This window comes from Enterobacter chinensis, from assembly GCF_034008295.1.
Lineage (GTDB): Bacteria > Pseudomonadota > Gammaproteobacteria > Enterobacterales > Enterobacteriaceae > Enterobacter > Enterobacter chinensis.
Window position 1 is genome coordinate 377,235 of sequence record NZ_JARDVI010000001.1, and the last position, 17,397, is coordinate 394,631.

The 17,397-nt window shown below is 51.6% G+C and carries 20 protein-coding genes; 9 read left to right on the forward strand and 11 right to left on the reverse strand.

Annotated elements, in window-relative coordinates; genetic code table 11:
* Positions 1 to 297: 297 nt before the first annotated feature.
* Both PYW49_RS01930 and PYW49_RS01935 read right to left on the reverse strand, forming a co-directional pair.
* Positions 298 to 624, reverse strand: a complete 327-nt coding sequence (locus PYW49_RS01930; protein WP_320385475.1) for a chorismate mutase — start codon at positions 622 to 624, stop codon at positions 298 to 300.
* Entirely contained in the window at positions 587 to 913 is a 327-nt protein-coding gene (locus tag PYW49_RS01935) for a winged helix-turn-helix transcriptional regulator (protein ID WP_134350120.1), read from the reverse strand. The genes PYW49_RS01930 and PYW49_RS01935 overlap by 38 nt, the downstream gene beginning before the upstream one ends.
* 90 nt (positions 914 to 1,003) lie before the next feature.
* Between PYW49_RS01935 and PYW49_RS01940 the strand changes: the two genes are divergently transcribed.
* Positions 1,004 to 1,330 carry a nuclear transport factor 2 family protein gene (locus PYW49_RS01940; RefSeq protein WP_320385476.1) on the forward strand — a complete coding sequence of 109 codons (327 nt, stop codon included), beginning with the start codon at positions 1,004 to 1,006 and terminating at the stop codon, positions 1,328 to 1,330.
* Positions 1,330 to 2,109: an SDR family oxidoreductase gene (locus PYW49_RS01945; RefSeq protein WP_320385477.1), complete on the forward strand. Its 780-nt coding sequence runs from the start codon at positions 1,330 to 1,332 to the stop codon at positions 2,107 to 2,109. The genes PYW49_RS01940 and PYW49_RS01945 overlap by 1 nt, the downstream gene beginning before the upstream one ends.
* Before the next feature lie 328 nt (positions 2,110 to 2,437).
* Here the strand turns inward: PYW49_RS01945 and PYW49_RS01950 are convergent, their stop codons facing one another.
* On the reverse strand, positions 2,438 to 2,737 hold the full coding sequence (locus PYW49_RS01950; protein WP_320385478.1) for a DUF6966 domain-containing protein: 300 nt from the start codon (positions 2,735 to 2,737) through the stop codon (positions 2,438 to 2,440).
* 457 nt (positions 2,738 to 3,194) lie between these two features.
* Between PYW49_RS01950 and PYW49_RS01955 the strand changes: the two genes are divergently transcribed.
* Positions 3,195 to 3,662 carry a GNAT family N-acetyltransferase gene (locus PYW49_RS01955; RefSeq protein ID WP_320385479.1) on the forward strand — a complete coding sequence of 156 codons (468 nt, stop codon included), beginning with the start codon at positions 3,195 to 3,197 and terminating at the stop codon, positions 3,660 to 3,662.
* 126 nt (positions 3,663 to 3,788) lie between these two features.
* On the opposite strand, the gene PYW49_RS01960 is transcribed toward PYW49_RS01955, so the two are convergent.
* Positions 3,789 to 4,190: a cell envelope integrity TolA C-terminal domain-containing protein gene (locus PYW49_RS01960; RefSeq protein WP_320385837.1), complete on the reverse strand. Its 402-nt coding sequence runs from the start codon at positions 4,188 to 4,190 to the stop codon at positions 3,789 to 3,791.
* Between the two features lie 285 nt (positions 4,191 to 4,475).
* Between PYW49_RS01960 and PYW49_RS01965 the strand changes: the two genes are divergently transcribed.
* A complete protein-coding gene (locus PYW49_RS01965; RefSeq protein WP_320385480.1) occupies positions 4,476 to 6,197 on the forward strand; it encodes a SulP family inorganic anion transporter in 1,722 nt (573 codons plus the stop codon).
* 155 nt (positions 6,198 to 6,352) lie between these two features.
* Here PYW49_RS01965 and PYW49_RS01970 read toward each other — a convergent pair whose 3' ends face one another.
* The 5 genes from PYW49_RS01970 to PYW49_RS01990 form a co-directional block, all read right to left on the reverse strand.
* Positions 6,353 to 6,754 carry a hypothetical protein gene (locus tag PYW49_RS01970; RefSeq protein ID WP_320385481.1) on the reverse strand — a complete coding sequence of 134 codons (402 nt, stop codon included), beginning with the start codon at positions 6,752 to 6,754 and terminating at the stop codon, positions 6,353 to 6,355.
* A gap of 261 nt (positions 6,755 to 7,015) precedes the next feature.
* Entirely contained in the window at positions 7,016 to 7,585 is a 570-nt protein-coding gene (locus tag PYW49_RS01975) for a hypothetical protein (protein WP_320385482.1), read from the reverse strand.
* Between the two features lie 154 nt (positions 7,586 to 7,739).
* Positions 7,740 to 8,354: a Tat proofreading chaperone DmsD gene (gene dmsD, locus PYW49_RS01980; protein ID WP_134350132.1), complete on the reverse strand. Its 615-nt coding sequence runs from the start codon at positions 8,352 to 8,354 to the stop codon at positions 7,740 to 7,742.
* A gap of 93 nt (positions 8,355 to 8,447) precedes the next feature.
* Positions 8,448 to 10,886, reverse strand: a complete 2,439-nt coding sequence (ynfE, locus tag PYW49_RS01985; RefSeq protein ID WP_320385483.1) for a selenate/tellurate reductase subunit YnfE — start codon at positions 10,884 to 10,886, stop codon at positions 8,448 to 8,450.
* Between the two features lie 131 nt (positions 10,887 to 11,017).
* The gene (locus PYW49_RS01990; RefSeq protein WP_059311314.1) at positions 11,018 to 11,284 is read right to left on the reverse strand and encodes a DUF1161 domain-containing protein; all 267 of its coding nucleotides are present in this window, start codon (positions 11,282 to 11,284) and stop codon (positions 11,018 to 11,020) included.
* Between the two features lie 104 nt (positions 11,285 to 11,388).
* Here PYW49_RS01990 and PYW49_RS01995 point away from each other — a divergent pair, with 104 nt between their 5' ends.
* Entirely contained in the window at positions 11,389 to 12,099 is a 711-nt protein-coding gene (locus PYW49_RS01995) for a YnfC family lipoprotein (RefSeq protein ID WP_134350134.1), read from the forward strand.
* A 17-nt stretch (positions 12,100 to 12,116) separates the two neighbouring features.
* On the opposite strand, the gene speG is transcribed toward PYW49_RS01995, so the two are convergent.
* Together speG and PYW49_RS02005 are read right to left on the reverse strand one after the other, a co-directional pair.
* Positions 12,117 to 12,677 carry a spermidine N1-acetyltransferase gene (speG, locus tag PYW49_RS02000; RefSeq protein ID WP_047348678.1) on the reverse strand — a complete coding sequence of 187 codons (561 nt, stop codon included), beginning with the start codon at positions 12,675 to 12,677 and terminating at the stop codon, positions 12,117 to 12,119.
* A complete protein-coding gene (locus PYW49_RS02005) occupies positions 12,677 to 13,015 on the reverse strand; it encodes a DUF1283 family protein (protein ID WP_134350135.1) in 339 nt (112 codons plus the stop codon). Before PYW49_RS02005 ends, speG begins: the two co-directional genes overlap by 1 nt.
* 152 nt (positions 13,016 to 13,167) lie before the next feature.
* Between PYW49_RS02005 and PYW49_RS02010 the strand changes: the two genes are divergently transcribed.
* The 4 genes from PYW49_RS02010 to PYW49_RS02025 all read left to right on the forward strand — a co-directional run bounded on the left by PYW49_RS02010 (position 13,168) and on the right by PYW49_RS02025 (position 17,296).
* A complete protein-coding gene (locus PYW49_RS02010; RefSeq protein WP_134350136.1) occupies positions 13,168 to 13,494 on the forward strand; it encodes a YnfA family protein in 327 nt (108 codons plus the stop codon).
* Between the two features lie 112 nt (positions 13,495 to 13,606).
* Positions 13,607 to 14,821, forward strand: a complete 1,215-nt coding sequence (manD, locus tag PYW49_RS02015; protein ID WP_047348676.1) for a D-mannonate dehydratase ManD — start codon at positions 13,607 to 13,609, stop codon at positions 14,819 to 14,821.
* A 14-nt stretch (positions 14,822 to 14,835) separates the two neighbouring features.
* Entirely contained in the window at positions 14,836 to 15,855 is a 1,020-nt protein-coding gene (locus tag PYW49_RS02020; RefSeq protein ID WP_320385484.1) for a Zn-dependent oxidoreductase, read from the forward strand.
* A gap of 73 nt (positions 15,856 to 15,928) precedes the next feature.
* Positions 15,929 to 17,296, forward strand: coding sequence for an MFS transporter (locus tag PYW49_RS02025; RefSeq protein ID WP_320385485.1), 1,368 nt, complete (start codon positions 15,929 to 15,931; stop codon positions 17,294 to 17,296).
* The last annotated feature ends 101 nt before the right edge of the window (positions 17,297 to 17,397 follow it).

Here is a 17,397-nt window from a genome sequence, read left to right on the forward strand (position 1 = left end):
ATCTAATCTGTCTGTTGGAAGCTCATTTCACCCGTTTATATCATTTTCGTCTCGAAGTTTGGGTTTGCAACTATCTGTGGGGGAAAAAAAACGTCTCCACAGGGGAGGGAGACGTCAAGAATAAAATGCTAAACAACAATGCCATCACAGCAATAGATAATGTGTCGAAAACGGTTAAAACCAACGAAACCGTTTGCGTGCGCTATTTTGTCATAACAAGGTACTGTTAACAGCTACCAGAATGGGTATTAATACCAGCTTGTATTTTCGTTACCCGGTCGGTGCAGACAGACCGGTTCATTCAGTCTTTGCCGCAGCATGTTGAAGCTGGTCATGTTGCTCAAGCTCATACTCGATAAATGCGCTTATCATGGTCCGGTAGATTTTCTCGATAATCACTTCTGAAAGCCCAGCCTCAGCTGCCTGCCTGCGAACCTTACAGATGACCTGTTGCACGCGATCGGGAGCCCGAACGGCTGAGTGATCTGTTTTGAATGCCGCTGCAGCTTTAACGCATTCGGCACGACGGGCAATGATGTTGACCAGCTCGCAGTCTAACTGGTCGATCCGGATGTACCAGTGATACCTAAACCTTGCGTTTTTCCGCCCATTTAAGGATTGCATCGAGAGCTGGACACAATGCCTGCCCCCAATCAGTAAGTCGATATTCCACCTTCGGTGGTACCTGCGGGTAAACCATGCGCGACACAATGCCGTCGGCTTCCAGCTGTCTGAGTTGTTGCGCTAGCATTTTCTGCGAAATTTCGGGAATCAGTTTTTCAAAATTCGAATAGCGTTGCACCTTTCCGTCGAAAAGATGAAACAGGATAATCAGTTTCCAGCGACCTTCCAGCAGTCGCAGGGCTTGCTCCACACCGATTGCGGCAGATTCAGGGCTATATAACTTACTCATAGAACAGTCACTCACTTTTTTGTGCGTACTTGTCAATTTAACAGTCTATGGTAAAAATTCTCGTACTGTAAATAACGGGATCATTGAGCCATGTCATTATCACTTCCGAACGCTATTTCACTCTATTTCACGATCAGTAATGGGGCCGATATTGCCGACATTAAGCACTGTTTTACCACCAATGCTATTGTGATCGACGAAGGGAAAACTTATCAAGGACATGCGGCAATCGAAGCGTGGCAACGGGCCGCGCAGTCTGAGTTTGACTACAGTGTAGAGCCCATTGAAATTCTCACTGAAGGTGCCCGGTTAACAGTCACGTCTTACGTGGTGGGTAATTTCCCCGGCAGCCCAGTGGTGCTCAAACATGCTTTCGGTCTGGTTGGCGACAAAATTAACACGCTGGAGATTGTCTGATGTCGATGGATCTTGATTTTCAGGGTAAGCGTGTGCTTGTTACCGCTGGTACCAAAGGGATCGGTAAAGCGGTTGTCGCGCTGTTAAAGCAGCAGGGGGCCACGGTGTTAACCACCGCACGTCACATTCCCACGGATTCTATTGCAGACGCATTCGTTGCGGCAGATTTGACCACAATCAAAGGGTGTAACTTAGTCGTGGAAGCGGTTCAGAAGCACCTGGGTGGTGTCGATATCATCGTGCACATAGCTGGTGGTTCTAACTCTCCCGGCGGTGGTTTTGCAGCACTCGGTGAAGATGAGTGGCAACAGGAACTCAATCTTAACCTGTTGCCTGCGGTACGAATAGATCGTGCCTTGTTGCCTGGGATGCTGGCTCAGCAGAATGGCGTGATTATTCACGTCACCTCCATTCAGCGTGAGCTTCCGTTACCGGAATCGACCACGGGTTATGCGGCGGCGAAAGCGGCGTTGTCGGCGTATAGTAAAAGCCTGTCGAAAGAAGTATCCCCTAAGGGAATTCGGGTGGTTCGTGTTGCGCCTGGCTGGGTAGAAACCGAAGCATCGGTAGCATTGGCAGAACGACTAGCGCAGCAGGCAGGAACGGACTACGAGGGCGGTAAGCAAATCATTATGAAGGCTTTAGGTGGCATTCCGGTGGGGCGTCCCTCAAAGCCCATCGAAGTGGCGAACCTCATCGCCTTCCTGGCGTCTTCCTGTGCTGCCACTATCACGGGTACGGAATATGTTATAGATGGCGGCACCATCCCAACGGTCTAGTTATGTATTTTAAACGGCTGAATATTAGGGCCGTTTAACGTTCACTGACGCCAATCGAGTAAATAGCAATTATGTTCGCTTCTGGCACAAAGCAGACATATCCGGGGTCGTAAGACATCAGCTATAAGTTAAAAGCGGACCTTAGTGCTGTCCGCCGATTGGCCATGTTTCGGCGAGCCGCATGGCAATTCAGCTGGCTGCATAGTCATGCAGCCGGATAAATTTTACCATGCGAGTTTCCGGTCGTTTTCCGGGTTAATACATAGCAGTTTTATCCTTTCGCACCGGAAGCGTCGCCAGTACCTCATTGGTGCTGCTGGTAACGACGTTATGGTAAATCACCTGCGTTTAACAAGCCGATTGCATGGTCAAGTTGCTTGTAGAGTTTGTGCCTCAAATCATCTAGCTCGTCATTTTCTCGAATTAGAGGTATTCCATTTTTATGGAGAACAATATCGTTAAATGATCCCATCCCGCCGAAGAGCTTTTTCAATGAGTAAATGGATGATTCACAATCAACATCGAGCTCGATGACCAGTTTTTCAAATGTTTTTGCCCATGAATTCTCGTCGTTTGAGGATAGTATTTTAATGATGTCGGTTACTGTTTTCTTTATTTCATTTTTCATTTCAAACCACCACTTCTAAGTATCTTAACGCCAGGTATTTTCCACGGTGTAGGTATTACAACTTGCTCAGAGCCACCGGAAAAAAGGTCTGTTTGATAGCCAACTTCTCCAACATATACTTTCGTTCCTGCGGGTATTTGGATCTCGTGATAGCTAGCAAGAGGAGATTCACTTCCATTAGGCCATTTGGGTAGCAGAGCCTTATCTATCCTGGTTTGGATCACTCCTTGTGATGCTCCCCGTTGATTGACAACGTACCCTGATGCTGGCTCCGCCAGCGCCTGGGTTCTGTATGACCGGGGACTGACCAGAAAAGGTCCGCTATGAGCGAGGAACGGACGCAATCCCTCATTGATACCAGCAGCAGGCTTTAGCTATTGCAAAGCAGCACTGATAGCACGATTTTACCTCAAGTGATAAGGTCAGGTTTCCCATACCCTTATGAGAAGGTACGTCCGTGAGCATTTCAGAGAACTATGAGTGGCATAAGGATAACTACCTGGTGAGTACAGACAGGGAAAAACTGGATGTACAGGCTATCCATCGCTATCTAACGAGGTCGACCTGGGCTAAAGGGATTGACCTGTCAATTGTAGGCGCATCAATCGAAAACAGTCTTAATTTCGGCGTTTACCATGATGAAAAACAGATAGGTTTCGCGCGATTGATAACAGATTACGCTACATTCGCTTATCTATGTGATGTTTATATTCTTGAGGAATATCAGGGAGAGGGTCTGGGAAAATGGATGATGCAATGCATACATCATCATCCCGTCTTTGAGCAGCTTCGCAGAATCATGCTGTTTACAACAACAGCTCCCTGGCTCTATCAAAAATTTGGGTACGAACCCGTTAATCGGAAAAACTATGCGTGGAGTATCACCCGGCCTGATATTTATACCAATGGAAAAAATCGCGGCTGACCTACGCTCATATTCATCTCCAGGCTGGCCAGTTTACAGTGTCCGCTTCTGGCACAAAGCGGACATAGCCTGTACCAGGATGGCGGGGTTGAGCAAAGCGCGACAATTCAAAGCGTTATCATGGTGCTAACCGCGCATGTCGAAGCTGGATTTTTGAAAATCTCTATAAACTTCCGGATTGCTGAAGGCCGGGAATTTGGCTTTATGGGCGGCTGATTTTATCGCTTCGCAATAGGCCTTATTGCCGTTGCTGGTTGAGATGTTTAAAGGCGTGCCATCCTGCGCAAATTCAATATGCAACCTGCATTTTTTCCCTTTCCAGGTTTGCGGCTCTTCAATTTCGGCATTGATTGCCGCTCTGATTGCCCGCGCTTGCGCGCCCCATTCATCCCGATCGTCCCAGCGTCCTGAACCGCAATTACCCGTTGCCGTGGTCTTATGGCAGCCGGAAGGGTGTAGCGGCGCGCATCCTGCGGCCAGGTTCACCAGTATAGCCACCATAGCGATTTTCTTTACTGCTTGAGACATTCCCACTTCTTACCCCGCAATCCATTTAATCTTCAGTAATGTTTAAATATTCTTCCGTAATTCCTGTCCTCTTTTCAACTACCAATAACCAGTCACAACGTCGGCGATCTGGCTGCCGGTCCCACCTCCGGCTAAGCGGTCGTTTTTGAACTATGTTTAAAACCAGTCAGAATAATAAAATGGTTGAAGTGTTATTAGGGCCTCAATCCGGAGCATTTGAAAACCAGAGTTTCGTTTAAAAGTGTGCCAACATTTCGTGGGTAATATTCATGTCCGGAGAATAATGTGTTCGGAAAACTATTGTTGAACTACATGCCAGGGTTACAAAATTTGTTGGCCTACGATAAAAGCTGGCTAAAAGATGATGTAAAAGCCGGGTTATCCGTTGCGGCTGTCGCGCTACCCGTAGCTATTGCTTATGCTGAGCTGGCGGGGGTTGGGGCAATAGTAGGGCTGTATTCCTGTGTTTTACCAATGATAGCTTACGCACTGTTTGGCTCTTCACGTCAGCTTATTGTGGGCCCTGATGCCACGACCTGCGCGGTGATTGCGGCCGTCGTGTTTCCTCTTTCAGCGGGAAATCCTGAACTGCACTGGCAACTGACGATCATCATGACATTGATGATGGGCGGATGGTGCCTGCTTGCCAGTAAATTTCGGCTGGGCGCGCTTGCCGATCTACTTTCTCATCCCATTCTTACGGGTTTGCTTAATGGCGTAGCCGTGACGATTATTGTCGGGCAATTAGGCAAGGTTTTGGGGATAAAGCTAGATGAAACGCAGGTTATTGAGAAAATAATGGCTTTGCCAGGCCGAATTTCAGACAGCCATTTATTAACGATAGGGATATCGCTTTTAACGTTAATTATTTTGATGGTTATCAAAACGTATCGTAGCCACTGGCCAGCACCTTTGATTGCCATTGTGATAACAACGGTACTGGTATGGGGAACATCTGCGCAACAGTACGGTATTGCCACCATTGGCGGGGAAGGCTTTCAGCCTGGTTTACCCGTCGTTCACTGGGGGGCGTTCCAGCCCGGTCCGATGCGTGATTTAGTGATCCCAGCACTGAACCTGGCTTTGGTCAGCTTTGTCAGCCTGATGCTAACCGCTCGCAGTTTCGCCGCGAAAAATGGCTATGAAATTAATGCGGATGCTGAGTTCAGAGCGCTGGGTATTGCGAATCTGATGTCTGGTTTATCTCAGGGGTTTGCTATCAGTGGAGCCGATTCCCGGACCGCGGTTAATGATTCAGTTGGTGGGAAAAGCCAGCTGGTTTCCGTAGTCGCAGCCTTACTCATCGGTATCGTAGTGGTATTTTTCACTCAGCCATTACAATTTATTCCGGTATCCGCATTAGGTATTGTTCTAATGTATGCATCGTGGTCATTGATTGACTTACGCGGGCTATGGAACCTGAGGCGAAGAAATAAACAGGCATTTCGTCTGGCCTTCTTCACGTTTGGCTGTGTGTTAATTATCGGCGTTATTCAGGGGATCGGCCTTGCGGTGTTGCTTGGCCTGCTACAGTTCCTTCGCACAGTCTTTCGTCCCTCTGAGCACTTACTGGGTACTGACGAAAATGGAATGATTCACTCATTAGGTAATACAACCGATATTAAAATGGTCCCGGGCGTGCTGATGTATCGATTTAACTCGCCGTTGACCTATTTTAATGTGGCTTATTTTAAACGCCGGGTATTGAACTTAGTTGATGGTGCAGCATTACAACCTAAATGGGTGATTATTGATGCCGTGGCTTGCTTCACCTATTCAGATATCAGTGTCCTGGCAACCATTAATGAGTTAAAGCGTGACCTGAAAAGTCGACAGATTACGTTAATCCTTGCGGGCAGGAAAACGGAATTAACGCGCTGGTTTAAAGATAGTCGGCCAACAATGAATGATGATGACATGATTCTGGCACCAGATCTTTATCTGGCACTCCGGTTCATTCAAAGCAAAGAGAGTGCGAGTGAGGGTGGATCAGGCGGCGATGCATAACTAAATCCTGGTTAAAGGCTTGTAGTTCCAGCTTTTGGTACAGGGCTGCTGTTGCAGCCCTGACCGTCTTAAACTTCAATCGATTATAAGCAAGGGGCGAAAGTAATAATTATGATAGCCTCAAAAAAGCGTATCAGGATATCTATATGCGGAATTTAACCAAAAACTTGCATGGCTTCCAATTGCTCTGTTTTCATTTGATTGCAAGATGATAAAAATTTATCTTTAAAATCTGGCGGGGGAGTTCTTAATTGCTGAACCGCCTCTTTATTTACTTCTATCTCCCGCAACTGTGCAATTGTACTTCTACGAATCGATGAGAGAAAAAAATCACCTGCATTCTCTTTATTACTCTCTATATAATTAGTGAGTATTTTAGATGACACCTGAACTGCTTTTTCCTCAGAAAAACCCAAAGTAAAGCGAGAGTAGATCACATTGTATTGGTATAGACATGCTGCTTCAGCCATTTTTTTAGCTTGCTCTCTTGGGGAGAGCTCACTTGCCCACGACTGGAAAGTGATGAGCAATATAAGCAGTAATAATCGTATTTTCACGTGTAGAATCCATATCCATTAGAAGACAATATTTAAACCTATCTTGCGTAACCTTGACAGCAACCGCTTCTGACACGCAGGGAACATTCAGAACTGCTACCACCGAGGCTTAACCACTGACGGCACTGGACAGTGAGATGATCCTGTCCATAGCAGGTTGCTCCGCTGTGGATGCACAATCTGTAGTGCGAACATCTGGCCGACAGCGAGGAGCAGGCCTTGAGTGCTATTCATTTTCACAGGCGCAATAAAAGATGGCGACTACAAATAAATAAATTCATATTTCACAATGTAAGTTCCAATCTTATTAACACGAGCTGTTACCCATACTCCTGTCATTCCCTGCTTACGGTGACTGTGCAGATATTCTTTGTTGGTACAAAGCTGTATCCATCTGTTAGTATTCTGATCTTTTAACCAGAGACCAGCTTCACAATGTCCATGCTTACCTCGCGATGGTCCCGGGAAGACAACTTCATATTCAGATTCATAGCCAATTATTTTGTCCGGAAAGAGATAGACATAAATATCATAACAATTTAAGCTCAATAAAAAACCAAGGAAAAAACCACTAAAGAAAACATTGGCAAAGTATTTTAATGTTTGGTTAAAAGCGTGCACAAAAAAGGTTCGTATAACAAAAAGGGTTCCGATCAATACTCCAAAGTAGATATACGTCTTCCATTCAGGAACCGATTTTTGTAAAATCGTATTATTGGAGATGCTTGATACCCATGACATATACCAGATCCATGCACCGAGAATGCTAAATGTCACGGCTGTTATGAGTAATCTTTTTAGCTTGTTCTCGGAGTGATGATTTTCAGTCATTTTTTTATTTGTTTGTATCAAACGATAGCATAGACCTTTCAAGGTAAGGTCATTATATATTATTTATATTAATATGCCTCCTGTTTCGATATGAATTTTTAAACGTCCTCTTCTGAGCGTAGCTTGCTCGCCACCAGCAAGCAAGCCACAACCCTTAGCGATACAGCGTCTTTTCCGCAACAGGAATAACCAACCCGGATCGCCAGTCCGCCAGCGTTAGCTGCGCAAGCCTGCCCAGCGCGGTATAAAACGGGTGCCCGGCCTTGTCGACAAATACCGACAGGAAGCGGGTGCTCCACGGCAGTATATGCCACGCCAGAAGCCGATCGCATTCCGACTCGCGGCCATTCTCGGCCAGCCACGCCGCCAGCAGCAGCAACGTGCCGAAATGATCTTCCGGTTCATTCTGCTGCATCTCAAAAGCAATGCTGTTCTCGCGCATCCACTGGCGCAGCGCGAGGGTGGAGTCGCCAAACAGCACGGATTCGCGGTCAAGCCAGACGGAACCCCATGGCGGAGCGGGCAGGGCATAAGGGCCAATAAACAGCCGTTGCCAGGCGTCCGTCAGCGGCTCATCGGCAGGCGCGGCAAAGGTTTCGGCAACGGGTTGCAGCATTTCCGGCGGCAGGGGCCAGTCCTGAACCCAGTCGCCAGCGGTGAGGGCCTGCACCAGCGGCGCAGCCTGCTCGCTGTCGGGTGCAAAATAAAACAGCGCGCCCAGTACGCGGGCGCTAAACGCGAACGATTCACGCTGTGAGACGTCTTTCATTACATCTTCCTTGTTCGCGCGGATGACGCCCGCGCGACTGTGTTAAACCAATTTATAGACCATAGAATAAACCACGGTCATGCGCTTCACTTTCTAGACCTTCTCGATCTGCACCAGATTGGTGTGCTGCGGGTTGCCTTTTGCCAGCGGCGACGGGCGGTGCGTGGTCAGGGTATTGATGCATGACCCGTGGTCGATGCGGTCGCCGTTCATATTGGCGTTGTGCCAGGCACCCTGGCCCATGGCGCTCACGCCGGGCATGATGCGCGGCGTGACTTTCGCTTCAATTCGCACCTCACCGCGGTCGTTAAAGACGCGCACCGTATCGCCGTTTTTAATGCCGCGTTTTTCGGCATCAACAGGATTAAGCCAGACCTCCTGGCGGCAGGCCGCTTTCAGCACGTCGACATTGCCGTAGCTTGAGTGAGTACGGGCTTTGAAGTGGAAGCCAAACAGCTGCAGCGGAAATTGCGCGCGTTCGGGCGCATCCCAGCCGTCAAAGGTCGAGGCGTAGACGGGCAGAGGGCTGATGGTTTCATCTTTTGCCAGCTCCCAGGTGGCCGCAATCTCCGCCAGCTTGCTGGAGTAAATTTCAATCTTGCCCGATGGCGTTTTCAGCGGATTAGCTTCCGGGTTCTCGCGGAATTTTTTATAGGCCACAAAGTGCCCGTTCGGATCTTTGCGCTTATAAATGCCCATTTTTTTCAGCTCGTCATACGACGGCAGTTTGGGATCTTTTTCGAGCATTTTGGCATACAGATACTGCAGCCACTGCTCCTGCGTGCGTCCTTCGGTGAATTTCTGATGGACATCCGGACCGAGGCGTTTCGCCACTTCGCTCATGATCCAGTAGATGGGCTTGCGCTCAAACTTCGGCGCGGTCACGGGCTGGAGGAAAATCAGGTAGCCCATGTTCCCGGCGTAATCGTTAGGAATGATGTCTTCCTGCTCGACGGTCATCAGGTCCGGCAGCACGATATCGGCGTACTTCGCTGACGACGTCATGAAGTTATCGATGACGACGATCGTTTCGCACTTACTTTCATCCTGCAGGATATCGTGGGTTTTATTAATATCAGAGTGCTGGTTGATGATGGTGTTGCCCGCGTAGTTCCAGATGAACTTAATCGGCACATCCAGCTTATCCTTGCCGCGCACGCCGTCGCGCAGGGTGGTCATCTCCGGCCCACGGGCGATGGCGTCCGTCCAGCTAAAACAGGATATTTGCGTTTTGACCGGATTATCCGGCAGCGGCATACGCTCGATGGTGATGGTGTACGTCGACTCACGCGCGCCGCTGTTACCGCCGTTGATGCCTACGTTTCCGGTGAGGATAGGCAGCATCGCGATCGCGCGGGACGTCAGTTCTCCGTTCGCCTGACGCTGTGGCCCCCAGCCCTGGCAGATATACGCCGGTTTGGCGGAGCCAATCTCGCGCGCAAGCTTAATGATGCGATCGGCGGGTATGCCCGTAATGCGGGAGGCCCACTCAGGGGTTTTCGCCGTATTGTCCTCGCCCTGGCCGAGAATATACGCTTTATAGTGACCGTTAGCGGGCGCGCCTTCCGGCAGCGTTTTTTCGTCGTAGCCAACGCAGTATTTATCCAGGAACGGCTGGTCGACCAGGTTTTCGTCGATCAATACCCACGCGATACCCGCTACCAGCGCGGCATCGGTACCCGGGCGGATCGGGATCCATTCATCTTCGCGCCCGGCGGCGGTATCGGTGTAGCGCGGGTCGATAACGATCATGCGGGCGTTAGAGCGCTCGCGAGCCTGCTCCAGATAGTACGTAATCCCGCCGCCGCTCATGCGCGTTTCAGCCGGGTTATTGCCGAACATGACCACCAGCTTGGTGTTTTCTATATCAGACGTGCTGTTGCCGTCGTTGCTGCCGTAGGTGTAGGGCATCGCGCAGGCGATTTGCGCCGTGCTGTAGGTGCCGTAGTGGCTCAGGAAACCGCCGTAGCAGTTCATCAGGCGCGCCACCAGTGACGCATAAGGAGAGGAGCGGGTGATGTTGCCGCCGACAATGCCGGAGGAGTAGTTAATGTAAACCGCTTCGTTGCCGTATTTAGCCACCACGTCTTTCAGGCTGGCGGTGATAGCGTTTAGCGCTTCATCCCATGTGATGCGCTCGAACTTGCCTTCACCGCGTTTGCCCACGCGTTTCATCGGGTAGTTCAGACGGTCAGGATGATTAATGCGACGGCGAATAGAGCGTCCGCGCAGGCAGGCGCGCACCTGGTGGTTACCGTAAATATCCTCGCCGGTGTTGTCCGTTTCGACCCAGTACACTTCGTCGTCCCGAACGTGCAGCCGCAATGCGCAGCGGCTGCCGCAGTTGACCGAGCAGGCACCCCAGACCACTTTATCTTCGGCAGCGTTAATGGCGTTTTGCACCGCAGCGGCAGCGCTTTTCACGCCAAAGGGCAACGACAAACCGCCGGCGGCAAGCGCCAGAGAACCTATGGCAGTAGATTTTACGAGTGTTCGACGGCTAATTCCGCCGTGATGATCGACCTCAGACATGGCTCACCCCAACATTGAGATTACGTATTATTTTTCCCGTAATTACAACCGGGCTAATGATGGGGTGAGTGTTACTTATTTGGGGGTATTAGATCTTAATCCTCATCAAATCAACGGGGATTGAGGGTAAATTACTGAGCGTCCGCAGCCCCGGAGCCTGTTCGGGTATACAAAATTTTAAAGGTGTCGTTGGCACAATGGCCCACCACCTGCGTGCCCGGCTGGTCGGCCTGGTCGTTTGGCACAATGCTCAGCGTAAAACCTGATTCCGGCACGCCGTTGTTGATAATTTTCTGCTGAATGTCGCTTTTCACGCGCTCGCAGGAGTCCGGTGCCGCCAGTGCGGCCGTTGAGGCGCTCATTAACAGCAGGGCGGTAATCCAGGGTAACCGTTTCATCTGTAGCTCCTTTTCTCTGTGTGTAGATTAATTTTAGCAGGCTTCGTGTAAACAACTGTATTTGCTAATATGATTGGGAATAATCTCCCTGTACGGTAACAAATGTGAAGAAATACGCAGCGATAACGCTACTGGCAGCAGCACTGGTGGGGTGCGACAACAACTCCGCGCCGCTGTCGTTTACGCCCGAGATGGCGAGCTTTTCGAACGAGTTTGATTTTGATCCTCTACGCGGCCCGGTCAAAGATTTTACCCAGACGCTGTTCAACGAGAAGGGTGAAGTGTCCAAACGGATCGCCGGTACCGTGTCGGCGGAAGGCTGTTTTGATACGCTGGAGCTGCACGATCTGGAGGCCAATACTGGCGTCGCGCTGGTGCTGGATGCCAATTACTACCTTGATGCGGAAACCCAGCAGCGGAAAGTGAAGCTGCAGGGGAAATGCCAGCTGGCCGAACTGCCGTCAGCCGGTGTGACGTGGGATACCGACGATAACGGTTTTGTGGTGGCGGCGCACGGCAAAGAGATGGAAGTGAAGTACCGCTACGATGCGGATGGCTACCCGCTGGGCAAAACCACCGTCTCCGGGGATCAGCATCTGTCCGTCCAGGCAACGCCGTCTAAAGACGTTCGCAAAAGAATGGATTACTCGGCAGTCAGCATGCTGAACGACAAGCCTCTGGGCAACGTGACGCAGAGCTGCGACTACGATCGCCACAATAATCCGGTGAGCTGCGATCTGACCATCACGGACGATAGCGTCAAACCCGCCGTTGAGCGCAAGTACACCATCAAAAACACGATTGAATATTACTGAGAGTAAAGCCGCGCAGGTTACTGCGCGGTAGGTTTCAGCAGGCTGGCGCCTGACGGCTTGTGCCCGGCCAGGTGCTGATGCTGGAAGATGCACATGCGAATGGTATTGCGGTATTCACCGTTGATAAAGAACTCGTGAATCAGCTCACCTTCCACCATAAAGCCCAGCTTGCGGTAGATATGGATCGCTTTCTCGTTCTCTTTGTCCACAATCAGGTAAAGCTTGTAGAGATTCAGAACGTTGAATCCGTAATCCATTGCCAGCTTCGCCGCCCGTGAGGCGAGGCCTTTTCCCTGATGCTCAGGGGAGATGATGATCTGGAACTCCGCCCGGCGGTGAACATGGTTGATTTCAACCAGCTCCACAAGACCGGCTTTTTCGCCTTCACACTCCACCACAAAACGACGTTCACTTTGATCGTGAATGTGCTTGTCGTAGAGATCGGACAGCTCGACAAAGGCCTCGTAAGGCTCTTCGAACCAGTAGCGCATCACGCTGGCATTGTTGTCGAGCTGGTGGACAAAGCGCAGGTCTTCACGCTCCAGCGGACGGAGCTTAATGTCGCAGGGAGCCGACATTATGGAGCTACCGTGCGGCCAGTGCGGCGATCCAGGCAGCGCAGGGTGTTAGGCTCCCAGTAGGCATTGACGTTTGCACTTTGCTGACACTTATCGCGTGCGTCAAAAGCGACATCTTCTTTGTCCCACTCTTTTTCAGCACGTTTGTTGACCTTCTGACGAAGGTTGCGGGTGTCATTCCATTGTTCTTTGTCCATAGCGGCGTTCTGGCGGCTTTGCGCGCTGTCACCAGACTCAATGACGAGTTTGCTGGTTTCCGCTGACGCGGAGGCGGCGAAGGCGAACGATGACAGCGCCAGAAGGGCTGTCAGACAAAGGCGTTTGCTTAATGTGGTCATAGCGTTTCCTTTTAAATGGGTGCAGATAATCAAGTTACCCCGTACAGATTCTACACTAAAGCAAAATGACGGCATACCCGCGGAGCAAGTATGGAAAAGTAAAGGACATCATCAGGTATGATGTTTAAATAAAACCTCACCTGATGTGAAATATGCTTAAAACGACGCTGCTTTTTTTTGCCACCGCGCTATGCGAAATCATCGGCTGCTTCCTGCCCTGGCTCTGGCTGAAGAAGGGGGGAAGCGTATTGCTGCTGATCCCGGCGGGTGTCGCGCTGGCCCTGTTTGTATGGCTGTTAACGCTGCATCCGGCGGCCAGTGGGCGCGTTTACGCGGCTTACGGTGGCGTCTATGTTTGTACTGCGCTGCTGTGGTTACGCGTGGTGGACGGCGTCAAACTCAGCGCGTACGACTGGGCCGGCGCGCTGATTGCCCTGTGCGGTATGCTGATTATTGTGGCGGGATGGGGGCGGGCCTGACCCCCCCGGATTTTGTGATCGTTAGCTGATTTTATGATCATTATACTTGTATGGTAGTAGGGTTGATGGGTAAATTTCCAGCATCACAACGAACGATGTAAGGAAAGGAATTATGAAGATTGTCGCGGCTGACGTGTTTGTTACTTGCCCGGGGCGGAACTTTGTCACCCTTAAAATTACCACCGATGAAGGGATTGTCGGGCTTGGCGATGCCACGCTGAACGGACGCGAACTCTCGGTTGCTTCTTACCTGAAAGATCACCTTTGCCCTCAACTGATTGGCCGCGATGCGCACCGCATCGAAGATATCTGGCAGTTTTTTTATAAAGGTGCCTACTGGCGTCGCGGACCGGTCACCATGTCGGCCATCTCCGCCGTGGATATGGCGCTGTGGGACATCAAAGCCAAAGCCGCCAACATGCCGCTCTACCAGCTGCTGGGCGGTGCCTCCCGGGAAGGGGTGATGGTCTATTGCCACACCACCGGTCACACCATCGACGATGTGCTGGAAGATTACGCCCGTCATAAAGAGATGGGCTTTAAGGCGATCCGCGTGCAGTGCGGCGTGCCGGGCATGAAAACCACCTACGGCATGGCCAAAGGCAAAGGGTTGGCCTACGAGCCTGCGACAAAAGGCGACTGGCCGGAAGAGCAGCTCTGGTCTACAGAAAAATACCTCGATTTCACACCGAAGCTGTTCGACGCGGTGCGAAGTCAGTTCGGCTTCAATGAACATCTTCTGCACGACATGCACCATCGCCTGACGCCGATTGAAGCGGCGCGTTTCGGCAAGAGCATCGAAGAGTTCCGCATGTTCTGGATGGAAGACCCGACGCCTGCGGAAAACCAGGCGTGCTTCCGTCTTATCCGCCAGCATACCGTCACGCCGATTGCAGTGGGCGAAGTGTTTAACAGCATCTGGGACTGCAAGCAGCTCATTGAAGAGCAGCTTATCGACTATATCCGCACCACCATTACCCATGCGGGCGGCATCACCGGGATGCGTCGCATCGCAGACTTCGCTTCGCTCTACCAGGTGCGTACCGGTTCACACGGCCCGTCAGATCTGTCGCCTGTGTGCCACGCGGCCGCGCTGCATTTCGACCTGTGGGTGCCGAACTTTGGCGTGCAGGAATATATGGGCTATTCCGAACAAATGCTCGAAGTCTTCCCGCACAGCTGGCGGTTTGATAACGGTTATATGCATCCGGGCGATAAGCCGGGTCTGGGCATTGAGTTTGATGAAAAACTGGCAGCGAAGTATCCGTACGATCCTGCCTATCTGCCGGTGGCCCGTCTTGAAGACGGCACGCTGTGGAACTGGTAAACGAGGAGCGAACGATGAAAAGCGTAGTGATTCAACAGCCGAACCAGCTGGTCATTGAAGAGCGGCTACTCCCGCTGCCGGGCGCGGGTGAAGTACGCGTCAAGGTTAAACTGGCCGGGATTTGCGGTTCAGACAGCCACATCTACCGCGGGCATAACCCGTTTGCGAAGTATCCACGCGTCATCGGCCATGAGTTTTTTGGCGTGATTGATGCCGTGGGTGAGGGCGTCGACAGCGCGCGTCTGGGACAGCGCGTTTCGGTCGATCCGGTGATCAGCTGCGGGCACTGCTACCCGTGCTCCGTCGGTAAGCCTAACGTTTGCACCTCGCTGGTGGTGCTGGGTGTTCACCGTGACGGCGGTTTCAGCGAATATGCGGCAGTGCCCGCTAAAAATGCCTGGCCCATCCCGGACGCGATCCCGGATAAACACGCCGTTATGGTTGAACCCTTCACCATTGCCGCCAACGTGACGGGGCAGGCCAGTCCTGTTGAACAGGACGTTGCGCTGATTTACGGCGCGGGCCCGATGGGGCTGGTCACCGTGCAGGCGCTGAAAGGCGTCTATAAGGTGAAGCAGGTTATCGTAGTTGACCGCATTGATGAACGCCTGAAAATGGCTCAGCGCAGCGGCGCGGACTGGGTGTTTAATAACGGCGAGCAGTCGTTGCAGGCCGCGCTGGACGAAAAAGGCATCAAACCGACGTTAATCATTGATGCCGCCTGCCATCCAACGATTTTGCAGGAAGCGGTAACCCTGGCTTCTCCGGCGGCGCGCATCGTGCTGATGGGCTTCTCCAGCGAGCCGAGCCAGGTCGTTCAGCAGGGCATCACCGGCAAAGAGCTGGCGATATTCTCCTCGCGCCTGAATGCCAATAAATTCCCGGTCGTGATCGACTGGCTGGAAAAGGGGCTGATCGACCCGGAAAAACTGATCACCCATACCTTTGACTATCACCACGTTACAGACGCCATCGAACTGTTTGAGAAAGACCAGCGGCAGTGCTGCAAAGTGTTACTCACGTTCGGCCAATAATCATATAAGCGGTTAAGAGCCTGCGCAGACAGGCTCTATGTGGTACGCATCTTACCTTTTAGAGATAGCCATTATGACGCAAGCACAACCTCAAAGAACCACCTCCGATCTGGTGAAAGCCGCCGTTTCCGGCTGGCTGGGCACCGCCCTGGAGTTTATGGACTTTCAGCTTTACTCCCTGGGAGCCGCCCTGGTCTTCCATGAGATCTTCTTCCCGGAACAGTCTGCCGCGATGGCGCTGATCCTGGCGATGGGAACCTACGGCGCAGGCTATATTGCGCGCATCGTCGGGGCCTTTATCTTCGGACGAATGGGCGACAGCATTGGCCGTAAGAAGGTACTGTTTATCACCATTACCATGATGGGGATCTGCACCACGCTGATTGGCGTCCTGCCGACCTATGCGCAAATCGGTATTTTTGCCCCCGTTCTGCTGGTGACGCTGCGTATTATTCAGGGGCTGGGTGCCGGGGCAGAGATCTCCGGGGCCGGGACCATGCTGGCGGAGTACGCGCCGAAAGGTAAACGCGGCATCATCTCCTCGCTGGTGGCGATGGGCACTAACTGCGGGACGCTGAGCGCAACGGCGATCTGGGCGGTGATGTTCTTTGCCCTCGACCGTGAAGAGCTGATTGCCTGGGGCTGGCGCGTGCCGTTCCTGGCAAGCGTGGTGGTGATGATCTTTGCCATCTGGCTGCGTATGAACCTGAAAGAGAGCCCGGTCTTTGAGAAAGTGAACGATGCACAAACCGTGCAGCCGGACACCTCACTGGGTTCAATGGTGAAAAGTAAATCCTTCTGGCTGGCGACCGGCCTGCGGTTTGGTCAGGCGGGTAACTCGGGTCTGATTCAGACCTTCCTCGCCGGGTATCTGGTCCAGACGCTGCTGTTCGATAAAGCCATCCCTACCGACGCGCTGATGATCAGCTCCATTCTCGGGTTTATCTCCATCCCGCTGTTGGGCTGGCTTTCCGATAAAGTCGGACGCCGTCTGCCTTACATTATCCTCAATATCTCCGCCATTCTTCTCGCGTACCCGATGCTGTCGATTATCGTCGATAAGAGCTATGCGCCGGGGACGATCATGCTCTCTATCATCGTTATTCATAACTTCGCCGTGCTGGGGCTGTTTGCCCTGGAAAATATCACCATGGCGGAGATGTTTGGTTCGCGAAATCGCTTTACCCGCATGGCTATCTCAAAAGAGGCGGGCGGTCTGGTGGCGGTGGGCTTTGGTCCGGTGCTGGCGGGGATCTTCTGCAATATGACCGGCTCGTGGTGGCCGATTGTTGTCATGCTGGTTGCCTACTCCATGATTGGGCTGATCTCTGCGATCCTGATGCCAGAGGTGCGGGACCGTGATTTGAGCGCAGCGGAAGACGCTGCGGAGAACGCCCCAAAAGAGCCTGCGGCCTATGGCGCTGTCTCCTCGCGACGCTAATGGTTTATAGCTTGCGTGACTTGTCACACAACTTTATCTTTATGTCACACCACATGACCAAAAGTTAATATAAATCAAAATCTCAAACGGCAGTATCAGTA